The sequence below is a fragment of the Massilia sp. 05N420 genome (genome assembly GCF_056397205.1).
In genome coordinates this window covers 58,121-77,317 of sequence record NZ_JBFTMX010000024.1, presented here as the reverse complement: position 1 = coordinate 77,317, position 19,197 = coordinate 58,121, and the positions used below count along the sequence as shown (strand labels likewise).

At 66.4% G+C, this 19,197-nt stretch carries 13 protein-coding genes; 6 read left to right on the top strand and 7 right to left on the bottom strand.

The genetic code is table 11. From position 1 onward, the window contains the following. The coding region (locus AC1DIX_RS16835; RefSeq protein ID WP_477325872.1) for a hypothetical protein at positions 1 to 1,115 on the bottom strand (1,115 nt) is incomplete at its 3' end. Positions 1,116 to 1,400: 285 nt separating this feature from the next. Between AC1DIX_RS16835 and AC1DIX_RS16830 the strand changes: the two genes are divergently transcribed. From AC1DIX_RS16830 to AC1DIX_RS16820, 3 genes are all read left to right on the top strand, one after another. Continuing rightward, positions 1,401 to 1,670 (top strand): GlsB/YeaQ/YmgE family stress response membrane protein, encoded by a 270-nt coding sequence (locus AC1DIX_RS16830; RefSeq protein WP_036170652.1) that lies wholly within the window; start codon positions 1,401 to 1,403, stop codon positions 1,668 to 1,670. Between the two features lie 70 nt (positions 1,671 to 1,740). After that, positions 1,741 to 3,018, top strand: coding sequence for a cardiolipin synthase (cls, locus tag AC1DIX_RS16825; protein WP_477325870.1), 1,278 nt, complete (start codon positions 1,741 to 1,743; stop codon positions 3,016 to 3,018). A gap of 104 nt (positions 3,019 to 3,122) precedes the next feature. Further along, positions 3,123 to 5,291 carry a S46 family peptidase gene (locus AC1DIX_RS16820; protein WP_477325868.1) on the top strand — a complete coding sequence of 723 codons (2,169 nt, stop codon included), beginning with the start codon at positions 3,123 to 3,125 and terminating at the stop codon, positions 5,289 to 5,291. A 100-nt stretch (positions 5,292 to 5,391) separates the two neighbouring features. Here AC1DIX_RS16820 and AC1DIX_RS16815 read toward each other — a convergent pair whose 3' ends face one another. Beyond that, positions 5,392 to 6,273, bottom strand: a complete 882-nt coding sequence (locus AC1DIX_RS16815; RefSeq protein ID WP_477325866.1) for a LysR family transcriptional regulator — start codon at positions 6,271 to 6,273, stop codon at positions 5,392 to 5,394. A gap of 130 nt (positions 6,274 to 6,403) precedes the next feature. On the opposite strand from AC1DIX_RS16815, the gene AC1DIX_RS16810 reads away from it, so the two are divergent. Then, positions 6,404 to 7,504, top strand: a complete 1,101-nt coding sequence (locus tag AC1DIX_RS16810; RefSeq protein ID WP_477325864.1) for an NADH:flavin oxidoreductase/NADH oxidase — start codon at positions 6,404 to 6,406, stop codon at positions 7,502 to 7,504. Between the two features lie 168 nt (positions 7,505 to 7,672). Here the strand turns inward: AC1DIX_RS16810 and AC1DIX_RS16805 are convergent, their stop codons facing one another. Beyond that, positions 7,673 to 9,175 (bottom strand): APC family permease, encoded by a 1,503-nt coding sequence (locus AC1DIX_RS16805; protein WP_477325862.1) that lies wholly within the window; start codon positions 9,173 to 9,175, stop codon positions 7,673 to 7,675. 160 nt (positions 9,176 to 9,335) lie between these two features. On the opposite strand from AC1DIX_RS16805, the gene AC1DIX_RS16800 reads away from it, so the two are divergent. Beyond that, a complete protein-coding gene (locus AC1DIX_RS16800) occupies positions 9,336 to 9,815 on the top strand; it encodes an RrF2 family transcriptional regulator (protein WP_477325860.1) in 480 nt (159 codons plus the stop codon). Positions 9,816 to 9,905: 90 nt separating this feature from the next. Next, the gene (locus tag AC1DIX_RS16795) at positions 9,906 to 11,078 is read left to right on the top strand and encodes a globin domain-containing protein (protein WP_477325858.1); all 1,173 of its coding nucleotides are present in this window, start codon (positions 9,906 to 9,908) and stop codon (positions 11,076 to 11,078) included. A gap of 60 nt (positions 11,079 to 11,138) precedes the next feature. On the opposite strand, the gene AC1DIX_RS16790 is transcribed toward AC1DIX_RS16795, so the two are convergent. The 4 genes from AC1DIX_RS16790 to AC1DIX_RS16775 all read right to left on the bottom strand — a co-directional run bounded on the left by AC1DIX_RS16790 (position 11,139) and on the right by AC1DIX_RS16775 (position 19,018). Next, positions 11,139 to 12,002 (bottom strand): head GIN domain-containing protein, encoded by an 864-nt coding sequence (locus AC1DIX_RS16790; protein ID WP_442123936.1) that lies wholly within the window; start codon positions 12,000 to 12,002, stop codon positions 11,139 to 11,141. A gap of 99 nt (positions 12,003 to 12,101) precedes the next feature. Beyond that, positions 12,102 to 13,217: an NADH:flavin oxidoreductase/NADH oxidase gene (locus AC1DIX_RS16785; RefSeq protein WP_477325856.1), complete on the bottom strand. Its 1,116-nt coding sequence runs from the start codon at positions 13,215 to 13,217 to the stop codon at positions 12,102 to 12,104. A gap of 52 nt (positions 13,218 to 13,269) precedes the next feature. Next, the gene (locus AC1DIX_RS16780) at positions 13,270 to 14,265 is read right to left on the bottom strand and encodes a succinylglutamate desuccinylase (RefSeq protein ID WP_477325854.1); all 996 of its coding nucleotides are present in this window, start codon (positions 14,263 to 14,265) and stop codon (positions 13,270 to 13,272) included. Between the two features lie 16 nt (positions 14,266 to 14,281). Next, positions 14,282 to 19,018: an NAD-glutamate dehydrogenase domain-containing protein gene (locus AC1DIX_RS16775; RefSeq protein ID WP_477325852.1), complete on the bottom strand. Its 4,737-nt coding sequence runs from the start codon at positions 19,016 to 19,018 to the stop codon at positions 14,282 to 14,284. Positions 19,019 to 19,197: the final 179 nt, after the last annotated feature.

The window sequence follows — 19,197 nt, the reverse complement described above, 5'->3', positions numbered from 1 at the left end:
GCACCGGCCGCCGCGCCGCCGCCCGCGCCGACGCCGCCGGCCAGGTTGTGCTCATGCAGCTGGTCGCCCGGTTTCGGGTTCACGACTTCACCCGCGCCCTTGCCGGCCATGTCGCCGGCAATGCCGCCGACGACCGCGCCAGCCACCGCGCCGATCGGGCCGCCGACGGCGCCGATCGAAGCACCGGCCAGCGCGCCGCCGGCAGCGCCGGTGCCCTGCGCCAGGTTGTGTTCATGCAGGCGGTCTTCCGCATGCGGGTTCACGACTTCGCCCGCGCCACGTCCGGCAGCGCCGCCGGCCAGGCCGCCGATCGCGGCGCCGGCCGCCATGCCGATCGGGCCGGCCACCGCACCGGCGGCGGCACCGACTGCCGCGCCGGCGCCCGCGCCCACACCCTTGGCCATGTAGTGTTCACCCAGGTCGTCGCCCGCTTTCGGGTTCACGACTTCGCCGGCGCCCTTGCCGGCCATGCCGCCGGTGATGCCGCCGATCGCGGCGCCCGCCAGGGTGCCGACCGGGCCGGCGACCGAGCCGATGCCCGCGCCCACGGCCGCGCCGGCGAGGGCACCGATGCCGGTGCCGATCACGTGCGAGCCGCCGTTATCGGTGAAGGAGCGCTGGATGTATTCGACGTCGTCATCCGAACGGGGATTCACGCCCATCAGGATGCCGCCCTGGTTGATGCCTTCTTCGTAGTGCTTGACGCGCTCCTCCGGGATGCCGGCGCCGATCAGTGCGCCGATCAGGCCGCCGGTGATGCCGCCCGCGCCTGCGCCGGCCAGGCCGGCCGCCAGCGGACCCGCCACCACCAGGCCCAGGCCCGGCAGCACCAGGGTGGTGCCCAGCGCGGCCACGCCGGCCAGCACGGCGCCGATGGTGCCGCCGATACCGGCACCGACGCCGGCGCCTTCAGCCGCTTTGCTGCCCAGCTCGGTTTCGGTGTCGTTGAAATGGGTCTTGCGGGTCGAGTCCGACATCATCAGGTTGACGTCGTCCTTGGTATAGCCGCGCGTCGAGATGGCGCTGTAGGCGCGTTCGGCGCTGGCGCGGTCCGGGAACAGGCCGGTGACCATGCGATTCTGGTTGTTCTGCTTGTCGGTGTCGAAGATGCTCATAGTGTGTCCTCTCAAGGTCGGTGTGCCAGGCACGTATTGGATACGTGTTTTCTAAAAATCGGGTAGTGCAATGGAAGCAACGATATGCCTGCCCAGCAGTGCGCTTCTGTTCGCTGACGCACCCTTGCCCGGACATTCCAAGCATCAAGAGAACGTCGTCGCACTTTGCGCGTCTAACGTACGTTGCCGCACCGACCCGGGTACGTACGCATCACTAGACTTTGCCCATGGCCTCGGCAATCAATTGGCCTGGAGTATGTTTTTCCAACTTGAGGAGGAATCAACATGTTATTCATTATCTGGATCGTCGTCGGTGGTATTCTCGGCTGGCTCGCCAGCATGGTCATGAAGACGGACGCTGAACAAGGCATGATTCTCAATGTCGTGGTCGGTATCGTTGGTGCCTTCCTGGGCGGCTGGCTGCTGTCCCCGCTGTTCGGTTCCGGCACCATCAACGCGGACGACTTCAGTGTCTCGTCGCTGCTCGTTTCCTTCCTGGGCGCCGTGATCCTGCTGGCCATCGTGAATCTGCTGCGTCGCGGCCGCGTCCGCTAAGCAGTGCGCTACTTCGGTTAAAACCAACGCTCTTTCCGGCGTTGGTTTTTTTTGTGTCTAAAATATTTCCATGCGTATACGTCGCTCCATCGTTGCCTTGATCGCCTGCATCGCCACCCTCGTGGTCGGCCTGCTGGCGCTCAACCTCATGCCGAACGAAAAACAGATCGAGACCCAGCTGACCCGCCAGTACGACACCAACGACCCGCAATTCCGCCGCTCCCTCGGCGTGCTGCTCGGCCCGCCCCTGGTCGAAGGCAACAAGGTCGAGGTCCTGCTGAACGGCGACCAGATCTTCCCCGCCATGCTGAAGGCGATCCGCGAGGCGCAGCACACCATCACCTTCGAAACCTATATCTACTGGTCCGGCTCGATCGGCCGCGAATTCACGGAAGCGCTGGCGGAACGCGCGCGCGCCGGCGTCAAGGTCCACGTCCTGCTGGACTGGATCGGCAGCATGAAGATCAGTAATGCCGAAATGGAGCAGATGCGCAGCGCCGGCGTCGAGCTGCACCGCTACCACAAGCCGGTGTGGTGGAAGCTGGCGCGGCTGAACAACCGCACCCACCGCAAGCTGCTGGTTGTCGACGGCCGCATCGGCTTTACGGGTGGCGTCGGCATCGCCGACAAATGGCGCGGCCACGGCCAGGACGAGGACCACTGGCGCGACACCCATTTCCGCGTCGAGGGCCCGGCGGTCGGCCAGATGCAGGCCGTGTTCAACGACAACTGGACCAAGGCCACCGGCACCGTGCTCGACGGCGACGCCTACTTCCCGGCCCTGAAGCACGAGGGCGAGTCGGCGGCGCAGATGTTTTCCAGTTCCATCACCGGCGGCAGCGAGAGCATGCACCTGATGTACCTGCTGGCGATCACCGCCGCGCGCCACACGATCCACCTGTCGAACGCGTATTTCGTGCCGGACGACCTGGCGGTGCGGGCCCTGGTCGCGGCGGCCAAGCGCGGGGTCGACGTGCGCATCATCACGCCCGGCAAGATCATCGACTCGGACGTGGTGCGCGCCGCCTCGCGCGAGCGCTGGGGCGAACTGCTCGCGGCCGGCATCAGGATCGCCGAGTACCAGCCCACCATGTACCACGTGAAGGCGCTGGTGGTCGATTCGCTGCTGGTGTCGGTGGGCTCCACCAACTTCGACAGCCGCTCCTTCAGCCTGAACGACGAAGCCAACCTGAACGTCCTCGATCCGGTCTTCGCCAAGCAACAGGAAGCGGTCTTCGAAGGCGACTGGCGCCGCGCGAAGCCGGTCTCGCTGCAGCAGTGGGAAAACCGTCCGCTGCACGAGAAGGCGGCGGGCAAACTGGCCGACCTGATCGGTGCGCAGCTGTAATTACAAAGTGGCAAATATGGGTTGACGCTGGTTTTTCACATACGCATACTGTCGCGAGCTCTGCGGAGCCCGTGGGAAAACAATTCAACAACCGATAGATGCGAATGAAAAAAACATTACTCGCGCTCGCCATCCTGACCAGCTTCGCCGCACAGGCGGACGAAGGCATGTGGATGCCGCAGCAGCTGCCACAAGTAGCCAAGCAACTGAAAGCCGCCGGCCTCAAGCTCGACCCGGCCACCCTGACCAAGCTGACCGAATTCCCGGCGGGCGCGATCGTGAGCCTGGGCGGCTGCTCGGCTTCCTTCGTCTCGCCGCAGGGCCTGGTGATCACCAACCACCACTGCGTCTACAACAGCGTGGCGATCAACTCGACCCCGCAGCGCGACCTGCTGGCGAACGGTTTCCTGGCCAAGAGCATGGACGAGGAACTGCCGGCCGCGCCGGGCAGCCGCGTGTTCGTGACCGAGGAAGTGGCGAACGTCACCAACCGCGTGATTACCCCGGAAGTCGCCAAGTTGACCGGCAAGGCCCGCGTCGAAGCGATCGAGAAGAACCAGAAGGCGCTGGTGGCCGAGTGCGAAAAAGACGCCGGCTACCGCTGCACCGTGCCGAGCTTCTACGGCGGCCTCGAGTTCTACCGCATCAAGCAGCTGGAAATCCGCGACGTGCGCCTGGTGCACGCGCCGGCAGTCGGCATCGGCAAATTCGGCGGCGACACCGACAACTGGATGTGGCCGCGCCACACCGGCGACTACGGCTTCTACCGCGCCTACGTGAGCCGCGACGGCAAGGCCGCCGAGTTCTCGAAGGATAACGTGCCGTACAAGCCGAAGCACTTCCTGAAGATCGCCAAGGAAGGCGTCAAGGAAGGCGACTTCATCATGGCCATGGGCTACCCGGGCCGCACCAACCGTCACCGCCTGCCGTCGGAAGTGGCGTTCACCTTCGACTGGAACTACCCGGCCTTCGTGAAGGCGTCGGGCGAGACCCTGGCGATCATCGAGCGCGAGACCAAGAACGATCCGGCCGCCAAGCTGAAGTACGCCGGCCAGGTCGCGGGCGTCAACAACTACTACAAGAACCGCAAGGGCATGATCGCCAGCTACGAAGGCAGCGACATCCTGGCGCGCAAGACCGCCGAGCACAATGCGCTGAAGGCCTGGGTCAACGCCAACCCGCAGCGTAAAGCCGAATTCGGCGCCGACATCGACACCGTCGAGAAGCTGATCGCCGAGCGCGACGCCAAGATCAAGCGCGAGTTCTTCCTGAGCTACTCGACCCCGCGCTTCCTGAACTCGGCGCGCGCCCTGTACCGCCTGGCCAACGAGCGCACCAAGCCGGATGCCGAGCGCAAGTCGGGCTACCAGGAACGCGACATGCCGCGCCTGACGTCGAGCATCACCGGCCAGGACCGCACCTACGACGAGAAGGTCGACAAGGCTTTGGTACTGAACTTCCTGAAGCAATATGTGGAGCAAAATCGCGCCCAGCCGGGTAATGAAAACGCCGCCTTCGACGCCGCGCTGGGCATCAAGCCGGGCATGAGCGAAGCCGAACTGAAGGCCGCGCTGGACAAGCTGTACGCCGGTTCGCAGCTGCAGAACAAGGACTTCCGTGTCCAGTGGCTGAACAAGTCGCCGGCTGACTTCCAGTCCAGCAACGACGCCTTCATCAAGGCCGCCGTCGCCCTGTACGACGCCGACCGCAAGGAAGAAGCCGAGGACGAGGAACTGGGCGGCAACATCCAGAAAGCCTACGCCAGCTACATGAAGGCCAAGATCGCCTACATGAACAGCCGCGGCCAGGCCGTCTACCCGGACGCCAACTCGACCCTGCGCGTCACCTTCGGCAACGTCAAGGGCCGCAGCTACGGCGCCGACGGCACCGGTTCCTGGACCGCCTTCACCACCGTGAAGGGCGTGGTTGCCAAGCACACCGGCGAAGGCGAATTCAACGCACCGGAGAAGCAGCTGGCCGCGATTCGCGCCAAGGACTTCGGCAACTACGCCGATCCGAAGCTGAAGACCGTGCCGGTCGACTACCTGGCAACCCTGGACATCACCGGCGGCAACTCGGGTTCGGCTGCGCTGAACTCGAAGGCCGAGCTGATCGGCCTGGCCTTCGACGGCACCCTCGATTCCATCATCTCGGACTGGGACTTCAACAAGGAAGCCACGCGCGACATCCAGGTCGACATCCGCTACATCCTGTGGAACATGGACAAGGTCGACCACGCGGACAACCTGCTGAAGGAAATGGGCGTCAAGTAAGCGCCTGGGTGGACGCTTCGCGGCGTCCATTGCAAAAAGCCACGCTGCCGCAAGGCGCGTGGCTTTTTGCATTGCGGCGCCGGCAGCGGCGGCCCGTCGACTACGCGCCCCCTTGCAGGCAGGCCCGCCGCATGTGCTCGACCAGCCGCAGTGCCCGCGCCGGCAGCGGCCATTCCGCCCGGTAGATCAGCCACAGCCGGTCCACGACGGGCGCGCAGCCCTCGATCACGCGGATCGCATCCGGGCGCGCAAACGCCAGGCGCGCGTGGCGCGGCAGCACGGTGAAGCCGAAGCCCCGTGCTACCGGTTCCAGGATCAAGCCGATCTGATTGACGAAGCCGTGCCTAGGGAGCGTGTGCACGCCCGGGTTGGCGGGAAACTGGCGGCTGAGCAGGCGCGTAGCCATCGCCTGGCCGTCCGGGTGATCGATGAAACCCAGCGTCGCCAGGTCGTCCCAGCTGTCCGCCCTGGCAGCGGCCGGCACCAGCAGTTCCAGTGGTTCTTCGATAAAGGCTTCGGAGGCCAGGCGCGGATCGTCGGGCTTGAGCGTGACCAGGCCCAGCTCATAGGTGTTGTTCAGTACGGCATCGCGCGCTTCCGTGTCGGGCGCGAAGCGGTGGCGAATCACCAGGCCGCGGTGTGCCTGCTGCAAGTCGAGCAGCACCGGATACAGCGCCAGCCCGATGCTGCCGGGCGTGACCAGGCTGACTTCGCCGCTGTCGGCCTGGGCGTCGGTGAGGCGGGATTGCAGGCGCTTGTCGGCCTGCCCGAGCTCCGCGCAATAGTCGAGCAGCGCCCGGCCCGCCGGCGTCAGTTCGATCTGGCGCGGGCGGCGGACCAGGAGCGGCCCAAGCGCATCTTCGAGGTGGCTGACGTGCTGGCTGACCGCCGCCTGCGTCAAGCCGAGGCGTCCGGCCGTGCGTGTAAAGCTGCCGGTCTCGGCCAAGGTGGCGAAGCTGCGCAGCCATTGCGGGTTTAGCATAAGCAATTTTTATGGCAATAATAAGTTCACATTAGTGTACATTATGGCTGCCAAGGCTTAGGCTTTCGTGAGGGATATCTCGTCCCCCGTCGCGGCATGGGCCGCGGCCAGACCATCAATCACAGAACACATGTCAGCCTTATTTACTCCCTTTAGCCTCAAAGATCTCACCCTGCGCAACCGCATCGCGGTGCCGCCGATGTGCCAGTACCGCGCCAACGACGGCTTCGTCAACGAATGGCACCAGGTTCACTATGCCGGCATCGCGCGCGGCGGCGCCGGCCTGGTGATCGTCGAAGCAACGGCCGTATCGCCGGAAGGCCGCATCACCCCGGGCTGCACCGGCCTGTGGAATGACGCCCAGGTCGAAGGCATGGCCCGTGTCGCCGCTGCCATCCGCGCCGGCGGCGCCGTCGCCGGCATCCAGATCGGCCACGCCGGCCGCAAGGCCAGCGCCAACCGCCCGTGGGAAGGTGACGACCACATCCCGTCCGATGCGCCCTACGGCTGGGACACCATCGCGCCGTCGGCGATCGCCTACGGTGGCGGCCTGCCGAAGGTGCCGAAGGAAATGACGCTGGACGACATCGCGCGCGTGAAGGCCGATTTCGTGGCCGCCGCCAGGCGCGCGCTGGCCGCCGGCTTCGAGTGGCTGGAACTGCACTTCGCCCACGGCTACCTGGGCCAGAGCTTCTTCTCGGCGCACACCAACCACCGCACCGACCAGTACGGCGGCGACTTCACGGGCCGCAGCCGCTTCCTGCTCGAGACCCTGGAGGCCGTGCGCGAAGTCTGGCCGCAGCACCTGCCGCTGACCGCGCGCTTCGGCGTCATCGAGTACGACGGCAAGGAAGAGGAGACCCTGAACGAATCGATCGAGCTGGCCCGCATGATGCGCGCGCGCGGCCTCGACATGCTGAGCGTCAGCGTCGGCTTCACCATCGCCGACGTCGACATCCCCTGGGGCCCGGCCTTCCTGGGCCCGGTGGCCCAGCGGGTGCGCGAAGCAAGCGGCCTGCCGGTATCCTCGGCCTGGGGCTTCGACGGCCCGCAGCTGGCGGAGCGCGCGGTGGCGGACGGCCAGCTCGACCTGGTGATGGTCGGCCGCGCCCACTTGGCGAATCCGCACTACCCGTTGCAGGCCGCGCAGGAACTGGGCATCGACCGCCCGACCTGGGTGCTGCCGGCGCCGTATGCGCATTGGCTGGAGCGTTACAGGATGCAGAAGTAAGCTGCGGCGCGTGTGAGCCGTCATCCCCGTGAAAACGGGGATCCATGCTGAGTGCCCGAAGTCAGCGCAAATGAAAAAGCCGCGTACCTTTACAAGTACCCGGCTTTTTGTTTGTGCACCGGTTTCTGATACTCAGCATGGGTTCCCGCTTYCGCGGGAACGACGGCTTTAGTGCGTCAACTCCGTCTTCTGCGCCCCGGCCCTGTTCAAGCGGCTGTTGCGCACCCCATAGCCGAAATAGGTCAGGACCGCCACCGTCATCCACACCGCGAACACGGTATAGGTGATCGGCGACAGGCCCAGCACCAGGTAGAGGCAGGCCAGGATCGACAGGCCCGGCACCAGGTAGGGACCGAAAGGCACGCGGAACCCCTTGCGGCCGGTGCGCTTGTCCTCTTCCTTCTGCTTGCGGCGGATGACCGGCACCGCCACCGACACCACCATGAAGGCGACCAGAGTGCCCATGCTCACCATGTCCCACAGGAAGGTGGAGTCGACCAGGCCGGCCACGATGCCCACCACGATCGAGACGATCAGGGTATTCGCCACCGGCGACTGGGTGCGCGGGTTCACTTTTTGAAAGGTCTTCGGGATCAGGCCGTCGCGCGAGATCGCATACAGGATGCGGGTCTGGCCGTAGATCGTCACCAGGGTCACCGAGAACACGGAGATGACGGCGCCGCCCGACAGCACCAGTGCCGGCCAGGCCTTGCCCGTCACGTTCTGCAGGATCACGGCGAGGCCGGCTTCCTGGCCCTCGAACATATGGGCCGGCTGGGCGCCCATGGCGGCAACCGCCACCAGCATGTAGAACACGGTCACGATCAAGAGGGCGATCAGGATCCCGAGCGGCACGTCGCGGGTCGGGTTGCGGGTTTCCTCGCCGGCGGTGGCGATGGTGTCGATGCCGATGAAGGAGAAGAACACGGTGCCCGCCGCCGCCGTCACGCCGGCCATGCCGCCCAGGCTGTGGCCGTCCTTCGCCGCGAAGAAGGGGTGGAAGTTATTGATGTCGAAGCCGGTCAGGGCGATCGCCGCGAAGAAGATCAGGATGACGAGCTTGATCATGACCATGATGGCATTCGTGGCCGCCGATTCCTTGGTGCCGCGGATCAGCAGGACACAGCACATCACCACCAGCAGGATCGGCGGCAGGTTGATGTGGCCGGCATGGAATTCGATGCCGTTCTTGCCCGAGACGATCATCGGCGAACGCAGGGCGTCCGGGATCTGCCAGCCGATCGCGTTCTGCAGGAAGTTGTTCAGGTAGTCGGACCAGCCGATCGCGGTGGCGCTGGCGGCCAAGCCATATTCCAGCAGCAGGCAGGCGGCGACCACGAAGGCGGCGAATTCGCCCACGGTGGCGTAGGCGAAGGAATAGGACGAGCCGGAGGCCGGCACGCGATCCGCCAGCTCGGCATAGCACAGCGCGGTCAGGCCGGCGGTGATTGCGGCCAGCAGGAAGGACAGCACCACCGCCGGGCCGGCCTTCGGCACCGCTTCGACCATGGTGAAGAAGATGCCGGTGCCGATGGTGGCGCCGACGCCGATCATGGTCAGCGGGAACAGGCCGAGCGTGCGGCCGAGCCCACCGCCGTGGGCGGACGCGTCGTCGAGCTTGCGCTCGGACGTCTTGGTTCTAAAGAGCTTCTGGCCCAATGTCTGGTTCACGGCGTGTCCTTTGGTCGCACTTCCAAAGCCTGCGATTATAGGGCCAGTTGCTGGCCACTTATAGATAACATTTTGCAATGCCCAGAAAAAATATTCCCTCAAAGATGCATTTTTTATGCATATTTATGTAGAATACCTGTGTTTTCACGAAGACCAAACGATGCGCCTCACCCGCTTTTCCGATATCGGCCTGCGCGTGCTCATTTACCTGGAGCGGGCCGGCGAACGCCCTCACCCGGTGACGGTTGCCGAGATCGGCGCCCAGTTCGACATCCCGCTGAACCACCTGGTGAAGGTGGTCGGGCAGCTGGCCAAGCTGGGCTGGATCACGGCGACGCGCGGACGCAACGGCGGCCTGCGCCTGGCGGCCGACCCAAGCACCCTGACCATCGGCCAGGTGTTGCGCAAGCTGGAAGGCGAGGACGATGAACTGGTCGACTGCGAGGGAACGGACTGCGCCCTCAAGCTCGACTGCCAGCTGCGCGGCATGCTGCGCGCCGGGATGCGCGCCTTCTACGAGGCGATGGACCGCTACACGCTGGCCAACGCCACCTCGGGCGCGACCGGCGAACAGGTGATTCGCATGCACCGGATGTTCTGGAGTGGGAACAAGAGTGAGACAGCCAAGGCTGTCTCATAGACTTGGAAAGAAGAGAAGTAGGTGCTCGCTTCGCGGGCATTTTTTTGAACGTTAAATCTGCATTTTAAATGCATCAATAAGGAAAAAACCATGATTTCCGACGCTTCCCGCCCCTATATCGACGCCAGCGTGCCGGTCCTGCGCCAACACGGCCTGACCATCACCAAGCTGTTCTACCAGAACATGCTGAGCGCGCATCCTGAGCTGACCYGCATCTTCAACATGGGCAACCAGGCAAGYGGGGCGCAGCAGCAGTCGCTGGCATCGGCGGTGTTCGCCTACGCGGCCAACATCGGCAATCCGGGCGCGCTGGGTCCGGTGGTCAATCGCATCGTCCACAAGCACGTCTCGGTCGGCATCCGCGCCGAACACTACCCGATCGTCGGCCGCCACCTGCTGGGCGCAATCGCCGCGACCCTGGGCGACGCCGCCACCGAACCGCTGCTGGACGCCTGGAAGGAAGCCTACAACTCGCTGGCCAAGCTGCTGATCGCCGCCGAAGCCGAGATGGTCAGCACCGCCGGCATCCAGCCGGGCGAGACGCGCCCGATGCGCGTCACGGAAGTCGTCCGCGAGAGCGAGAACGTGGTGTCCTTCCGCTTCGTAGCGGCCGACGACAAGCCGCTGCCGGCCTTCCAGGCGGGCCAGTACGTCAGCGTCGCGGTCGACCTGCCGGACGGCAGCCACCAGCTGCGCCAGTACAGCCTGTCCGACGCGCCCGGAAAGGACAGCCAGCGCATCTCCGTCAAGCGTGAAGACGCCGATGCCGAAACGCCGGCCGGCATGGTCTCGAACTGGCTGCACCGGAACGTGCAGGTGGGCTCGATCCTGCAGGTCTCGCATCCCTTCGGCGAATTCACCCCGGACACCGAAGGCGAGCAGCCCATCGTGCTGCTGTCGGCCGGCATCGGCATCACCCCGATGGTGTCGAGCCTCAAGCGCATCGCGGAAGTGAATCCGCAGCGCCGCGTGATCTTCGCCCATGCCGCGCGCGACGCGACCCATCATCCGCTGCGCGAGGAGGTGGGCGCGCTGAAGGATGTGATGCCGAACCTGTCGCTGGTGACCTTCTACGAAGATGCGCAAGGCCGCATGGACGTGAACAAGCTGCCGTCCTGGCCGCGCGAAGGAGCGAATGTGTGGCTGTGCGGTCCGCACAAGTTCATGCAGGCGCAGTGGCTGTCGCTGCTGCACCTGGGCGTGCCGGCGGGGCGCCTGCATCGCGAGGTGTTCGGGCCGGAGCTGCTCGATCACCTGCTGTAATACCATCGACGGGCATGGGCACGGAGTGCCCACCCTACGTTGATGCGGCCGCCACGATATTTAATTCAGCATTTGAACGTGGTTGCCGCTCACCGAGCGCTGCCCCGGATTGCCGTACACGCGGATCCCGCCCGAGCCGCCGTTCTGGGCGATCAGCGATTGGCGGACGTTGGCGGTGATGCCGCCCGAGCCCGAGGACGAGAGGTCGGCCTGGTCGCTGGACAGCTTGCCCAGGTCGAGGTGGCCGGAGCCGTTCGCGCGTGCCGTCAGCGAGCGCACTGTGCCGGTCACGCGCAGCTGGCCCGAGCCGTTCAGGTTGACGATCGCGTAGTCGCCGCGAACCTCGCCGACTTCCAGGCGGCCGGAGCCGCTCAGGTTCAGCCTGGCGTTGGCGCTCTGCAGGCGCGAGGCGTCGAGGCTGCCCGAGCCGTTGCTGCTGGCTTCCAGGCTGGCCACCTGGCCGGACAGGTTCACGGAACCCGAGCCGTTGCGGCGCACGGACAGCGGCGTGCCGCTCAGGCCTTCCACCGTGATGCGGCCGGAGCCGTTCTGGTTCAGGTCGGTCAGGCGCGGCACCGTGTAGATCACGTGCACCGGATTGCGGCTGCGGTAGGAGCGGTCGGCATAGATGTTCAGGGTGTCGCCGCGCACGTCGGTGCGGATCAGCGGCAGCAGGTTGCTGTCGGCTTCCACCACCAGCGAGGTTGCCGGGCCGACACGCACGTCGACCACGAAGGATCCATTCACGTCCAGGCCGTTCACGGTACCGATCATGCGCTGATCGCGCGCGGCCACGCCGTCGCCGTCGACCGTATTGCCGTTGAAGGGGGTCCGGACCTGGTAGTCGCCGTCGGCGCCGGGAGCGACGACGATGGCGCAGCCGCCGAGGGCGGCGAGGCAGGCGATGGCGAGCAGTGTACGCATGGGATGGCCTTTCTGTTAGTAGTGATTGAACTCTAACAAGGCGCGATCGGGCCAGCCCTCCTCATGCGACAAACTGCAGGAAACGCGGAACGAACGGCGTCAGCGCTGGCCCAGGCGGGTATCGCCGAACAGGTTCTTGTACTCGTGGGGCTGGGAGCGCCAGTACTGCGGCGGCGCGCTCACGCTGGCGCCGAGTTCGGCCGCCGCATGCCAGGGCCAGCGCGGGTCGTACAGCATGGCGCGCGCCAGCGCCACCATGTCGGCCTGGCCGGTCTGGACGATGGTCTCGGCCTGCTTGGCCTCGGTGATCAAGCCCACGCCGATCACCGGCATGCTGGTCTCCTGCTTGATGCGGGCCGCGAACTCGATCTGGTAGCCCGGCCCCACCGGGATCTTCTGCAGCGGCGACAGCCCGCCGCTCGAGACGTGGATGAACTGGCAGCCGCGCTGTTCCAACGCCTCGGACAAGGCCAGGCTCTGGCCCAGGTCCCAGCCGCCCTCGACCCAGTCGGTGGCCGAGATGCGCATGCCGACCACCATCTCCGGCGACACGGCCGCGCGGATCGCATCGAACACTTCCAGCGGGAAGCGCATGCGGTTCTCGAGCGAGCCGCCGTATTCGTCGGAGCGCTTGTTTGACAGCGGCGACAGGAACTGGTGCAGCAGGTAGCCGTGGGCGCCGTGGATCTCGATCGCGTCCAGGCCGAGCGCATCGGCGCGGCGGGCGCTGGCGACAAAACCTTCCTTCACGCGCTGCAGGCCGTCGGCATCGAGCGCCAGCGGCACGGTCTCGCCCTGCGCATGCGGAATGGCGGACGGCGCCACGGTCTGCCAGCCGCGCTGGTGGTCCGGCGGGATGTTGGCCCCGCCCTGCCAGGGGACTTCGCTGGATGCCTTGCGGCCGGCATGGCCGAGCTGGATCGCGATCTTGATCGGCGAATGCTTGCGCATCGCATTGACGATGGGTTCGAGCGCGGCCGCGTGCTCGTCGGACCACAGGCCCAGGTCCTCGGGCGAGATGYGTCCCTCCGGCGTGACCGCGGTCGCCTCGATGATCAGGAGGCCCGCGCCGGACAGCGCCAGGTGGCCCAGGTGGATCATGTGCCAGTCGGTCGGCAGGCCTTCGTCGGCCGAGTACTGGCACATCGGCGCGATGGCGATCCGGTTGGCCAGCTCCAGCGGGCCCAGCTTGATCGGAGAAAACAGCATGCTCATGGAAAAGACTCCCCTTTCGGTCGAAAGGGGTAGTCTAGCGCGCACGATTGAATTACGTGCGCACCACCATGATTCCGGCGCGCAGACCCACACGCACGTCCGGATTGGGGAAGACGACGAATTCCTCGTCGTGCTGGACGGTATAGACGGTATCGCCGTCGGTGGCGATGACCTCGCCCTTTTTCAGGGGCGTGAAGTTCTCGGTGTCGCGCCCGAAGCTCATGCGGAAGGCATCGGACAGCTTCATGATCGACTGGGCGGTGTCGAACACCAGCGGCGCCTGCCCGGACGGCGCGGGCGCTCCGCGCAACAGCGCATGCAGCGCCGCGCTCATCGCCGCAAACTGCGACAGGTCGTTCTGCCCCAGGGTGCCGATGCGGCCCAGCTCCACCGTGCTGGCGGCGGCGCCGTGCCGCTCCGCCGTCCAGTACGAATAGGTACCGGCCGACTTCGGGTTCATGATGACGGCTTCGATGCCGCCCTGCCCCAGCCATTCGATCAGGGTCTTGCGCGCGCCCTTCTCGATCAGCTCCGGCACGATCGCGAACTTCGGATAGCGCGAGGCGCGGATTGCCGTGTGCAGGTCGAGGTGCCAGCGTTGCGGGCCGGCGCCGTCGAAGAACGCACGCGTCGCGGCGATCAGGGTGTCCGCCCTGCCCGCCTCGAAGGTGCCGGCGAGGTCGCCGCGTTCGAGGCGGAACATGCGGTTCAGGTCGGCGTCGATGAAACGCTTGCCGACCGCGATGGCGTCGATGCTGCCGACGCACAGCATCAGGTCCACCTTCAGTTCCCGCGGCGCGCGCGACAGCGCATCGAGCAGGTGCGCGACCATCTCGATCGGCCCGGTCTCGTCGCCGTGCACGCCCACCGAAAGCAGCACGCTCGCACGCGCCGTGTCGGCATGCGCATGCTTCAAGGTCAGCACGCCCTTTGCAGGGAGGCCGACCGTGAAGCCTGCGTCGCGGAACAGGCCGGCCACCTGGCCGAAATCGGCCTGGGCCAGGACCCGTACCGATTCCGGCAGTGCTTCGAACGAAGCTGCGCTCATGGCTTGACTCAGCAACTTAGGCCGCGATGCGTTCAGGGCTCGAACCTTCCGACAGCGACCAGACGTTCAGCATCGCCTGTTCGAGGTCGGTCGGCTGGGCGAAGCCCGTCAGGCCCATGGCGCTGGTGACTTCCTGCACCGCGGCCTGCATGTCGCCGGTCTGCTTGCTGCGTTCCAGCACGGTCAGCAGCAGGCGCTGCTGGGTGCGGCGCAGGGCCTGCATCGCGTAGTTGCGCAGCTGTTCCTGCGACTTGCTGGTGGCCGGCAGCTTCAGGCCGCGCTCCAGCGTGTCGATGCCGGATTCGGCGCGCAGCAGCATGCCGACCTGCAGGAACTCGGCCAGCGACATGCCGCCAGGCCTCTGCACCGACACCGCCGCGAACAGGAAGGCCGCCAGCGATTCGACCGTGTCGACCGCCTTCCATGCCTGCGCGAAGGACGGCGGCAGGCCGGCGTGGGCGTCCGCATCCGACTTGCCCGGATTCAGGCGCGCCAGCTGCTCCGGCTGCGAGAACAGCTTGGACAGCTCGGCCATGCCGCCGGCGCCTGCCTGTTCGGCCGGCAGCGACAGCACGCCTTCGATCACGGTGCGCAGCATCACGCGGGTACGCACATCGACGGTCTGCGAGACGTCGCGCGGCACCTTCAGGGCGTCGGCGTCGAGCGCATCGAATACCGGCGCCAGGTGCAGGGCAGCCCAGGCCTGGCCCCAGGCCTTGACCACTTCGGCGTCGTCGATGCGGTGTTCCTGGGCCAGGTCGCGCAGCATCAGCGGACCGCAGCGGTTGACCGACTCGTTGGCCAGCACGGTCGCCAGGATGGCGTTGGCCAGCGGGTGCGCCAGCGGCTTGCGGGTGGCGACCAGCTGTTCCGGGAAGTACGGACGCAGCACGGTTTCGGCCCACGGTTGCTCGGTCAGCGGCAGGGCGGCCAGGATGCGCTTGAAGCGGTTCTTGACGTTGGCGATGACGACCGCCAGTTCCGGCGTGGTCAGGCCCTGGCCGAGTGCCTTGCGGCGCTGCAGCTCGGTCTCGGACGGCAGCTGTTCCAGTTCGCGGGAAACGGCGCCCTCGGCTTCCAGGCTGGCGATCAGGGCGGCATAGCCGTCCACCACCGCGCTGTTCGACTGGGCCTGGGCTTCGCGCACCAGCAGGTGGGTCTGCAGCTTGTTGTCGCGCAGGACCAGCTCTTCCACGGCACCGGTCATCTCGTTCAGCACGCGGTTACGGTCGGCTTCCGGCAGCTGGCCGGCATTGACTTCGGTGTCCAGCCAGATCTTGATGTTGACTTCGTGGTCGGAGCAGTCCACGCCTGCCGAGTTGTCGATCGCATCGGTGAAGATGCGGCCGCCAGCCAGGGCAAACTCGATACGGCCGGCCTGGGTCGCGCCCAGGTTGCCGCCTTCCGCCACGACCTTGCAGCGCAGTTCGCTGCCGTTGACGCGGATGTTGTCGTTGGCGCGGTCACGCACCTGGGCGTGGGTCTCGGTCGAGGCCTTGATGTAGGTGCCGATGCCGCCGTTGTAGAACAGGTCGACCGGCGCCAGCAGGATGCGGTGCATCAGCTCTTCCGGCGTCAGGCTGGTCTCTTCGATGCCCAGCGCGGCGCGGACCTGCGGAGTCAGCTCGATGTGGCGGGCGCTGCGCGGGAACACGCCGCCGCCCTGCGAGATCAGGCTCTTGTCGTAGTCTTCCCACGAGGAACGCGGCAGCGCGAACATGCGCTTGCGCTCGTTGAAGGAGACGGCGACGTCCGGGGTCGGATCCAGGAAGATGTGGCGGTGGTCGAATGCGGCGACCAGTTTCAGCTGGTTCGACAGCAGCACGCCGTTGCCGAACACGTCGCCCGACATGTCGCCCACGCCGACCATGGTGATCGGGGTGGTGTTCATGTCATGGCCCATCTCGTAGAAGTGGCGCTTGACGGCTTCGAAGGCGCCCTTCGCGGTGATGCCCATCTTCTTGTGGTCGTAGCCGTTCGAGCCGCCCGAGGCGAAGGCGTCGCCCAGCCAGAAGCCGCGCGAGACGGCGATGCTGTTGGCGATGTCGGAGAAGGTCGCGGTGCCCTTGTCGGCAGCCACCACCAGRTAAGGATCGTCCTGGTCGTAGCGGACGGTGTCGCCCGGTGCGACGATCTCGCCGCGCACGCGGTTGTCGGTCACTTCCAGCAGGCTGGAGATGAACAGGCGGTAGACTGCTTCGCCCTCGGCCGCCACCACTTCACGCACGGCATCCTTCGGCATCTGCTTGCAGACGAAGCCGCCTTTCGAGCCGGCCGGCACGATCACGGCGTTCTTGACCATCTGCGCCTTCACCAGGCCCAGCACTTCGGTGCGGTAGTCTTCCATGCGGTCCGACCAGCGCAGGCCGCCGCGGGCGACCGGGCCGCCGCGCAGGTGCACGCCTTCGAAGCGGCGCGAGAACACATAGATTTCGCGCCACGGACGCGGTTCCGGGGCCAGCGCCAGGTCGGCGGTGGCGATCTTGAAGATGATCTTGTCGCCGCGGGTTTTCTCGTCCCCCTGGAAGTAGTTGGTGCGCATGGTCGCCATCACCAGGTCGACCAGGGCGGCCATGATCTCTTCGGTGTCGGCGTGGTTGACCTGGGCCAGGCCGGCCTTCAGCGCGGCCAGCTTGGCGTTGCCGGAGGCGCGCTCGTTTTCGCCCAGCTTCGGATCGAAGCGCAGCTTGAAGCCTTCGACCAGTTCGCGCACCAGGCCGGCGCGCAGGCGCAGGGTTTCGGCCATGTAGCGGGTCGAGAACTTGCTGCCGGCCTGGCGCCAGTAGCTGATGTAGGCACGCACCAGCTGCACTTCGCGGGTCGACAGTCCGCCTTCGATGGTCAGGCCGTTCAGGCGGCCGTCTTCGGCTTCATCGTTGAACAGGGCGGCGAACAGCTCTTCGGCCACCTCGGCGATGCCCGGCTTGGCCAGCTTGGCCGCGCTTTCCGCATCGACGATCAGGCTGGTCACGAAGTGGCGGGCGCCGTCGGTGGTGGTGATCGCGAAGGCCTGCTCGCGGTCGATCGCCACGCCGGCGTTCTGCAGGGCCGGCAGGATGCGCGACAGCGAAGGCAGGCTGCCGGTCGAGTACAGGCGGATCGACGCAGAGCTTGCCCCAGCGGTCGCGGCGTCGCTCTCGATGCGAACCGACACGTGGTTCGGCTTGCCGTTGCCGAGGATGGCGGCGACGTCGCGGAAGGCGACTTCCGGCGCGGTGGCGGCCACGTAGTTGACCGGCAGGGTCGGCAGCAGCTTGCGCAGCGCGTTGCGGGTCGGGACGTCTTCGACGCCATCGGTCAGCGTGGTGTAGCGGTCATGCCAGCCGTCCAGCACGGACAGCAGCGGCTGCTGGATGTCGGTTTCCAGGTCGAGCGGATTGCGCGCGGCCTGGGCGATCAGGTAGACGCGGGCCAGCGGGCCGTCGGCCACCAGGGTCTGGGTACGCACGTCGCTGGCGCCCGAGCTGTCCTTCAGGGCCTGGGCCAGGGCGGCCACCACGGCGGCGCTGTAGCGCTCGCGCGGCAGGTAGACCAGCACGTTCAGGTGGCGGGCGTAGACGTCGCGGCGCGCGAACACCTTGGCGCGCGGCTGCTTGTACAGCGAGACCACGGCGCTGCAGACCTGGGCCAACCATTCCGGATCGGCTTCCAGCGCTTCGGTGCGCGGCAGCGATTCCAGGATCTCCAGGAATTTCTCGGCGCGGAAGCCTTCCTGGCGCACGCCGGCGATGCCGAGCACCTTGGCGACGCGGCCGCGCGCGAACGGCAGGCGCGCCAGCGGGGTCGAGGTGGCGGCGCGGGTGAACAGGCCGATGAAGCAGTGTTCGCCGATGGTGTTGCCCTGGGCGTCGGTGGCGCGCACGCCGATGAAGTCGAGCGGCTGGTCGCGGTGCAGGGTGCCGGCGACGTCGGCCTTCACGATCGACAGGGTCTCTTCGCGCTTCGACAGGATCTCGAAGTCGCCCGGGATGTTCTGGATACTCGTCGCGTAAATCGGGTGCGAGGTGTCCTGCAGCACGCCGATGCGGCTCGGGATGTCGCGTTCGAGTTCGCRCACGCCCGGCTTGACGAAGTAGTAGGCATAGCCGAAGGGCTCGAAGCCTTCGTTCCTGGCCCATTCGAGGAAAGCGGCGACTTCCTGGCCGGCAGGCGTGCCCTGCGCGGCGGCGTCGGCGGCAACGGCGCTCATGCGGTCGCCCATGGCGACGGCGTCGCGGTGGACGACGGCGGCGTCGCGCGCCACCATCTGCAGGCGCTCGACCAGGGCGGCCAGCTCTTCCTGCGGCAGGTCTTCACCCAGCAGGCAGAGCACATAGGATTCCAGCGGCGCGCCGGCTTCGCCGACGGCGACCACGGCGCCATTCGCGTCGCGGCGAACCGGCAGCACGGCATTCATCACACCGGTCGCCACCACGCGCTGGCGGCGCAGCGCCATCACGAAGGAATCGACCAGGTAGGGCATGTCCTCGTTGAGGATCAGGAGAGCAGTCGACATGCCGCAGCGCCCGTCGGTGTAGCGCATCTGGGCGATCTGGCAGCCCTGGCCGGTGCGTTGCGCAACCTGGGCGAAGCCGTCCTGCAGGATCGCGGCCAGGCTGTCCGGCGAAACGCCCGCCAGGTCCTCGTCGTCGAGGGAACCGAGCCAGGCGCCGATCAGCGCACCAAGCTGTTCGGCAGGCTTGTTTTCCGCATTTTTCTCGTTAACCAGGGCGAGCGTACGGGTACGCAGGTCCGACGGCATGTCTTTATTCATTTGCTTCTCCAAAGCTGAGTGTTGATGCCGAGTCCGTCGCGGCTTGTGGCCACGCGTGCTCAGGCTTATGCGGACGGGGTTGTCCCGTCCAGATTCCTTGCTTTCTTATCCCGAAAGCTAATCCGCTATTAGAACATGCCGTAAAGACGCTGGCGAGGCAGTTCTGTATCCACGCGGCA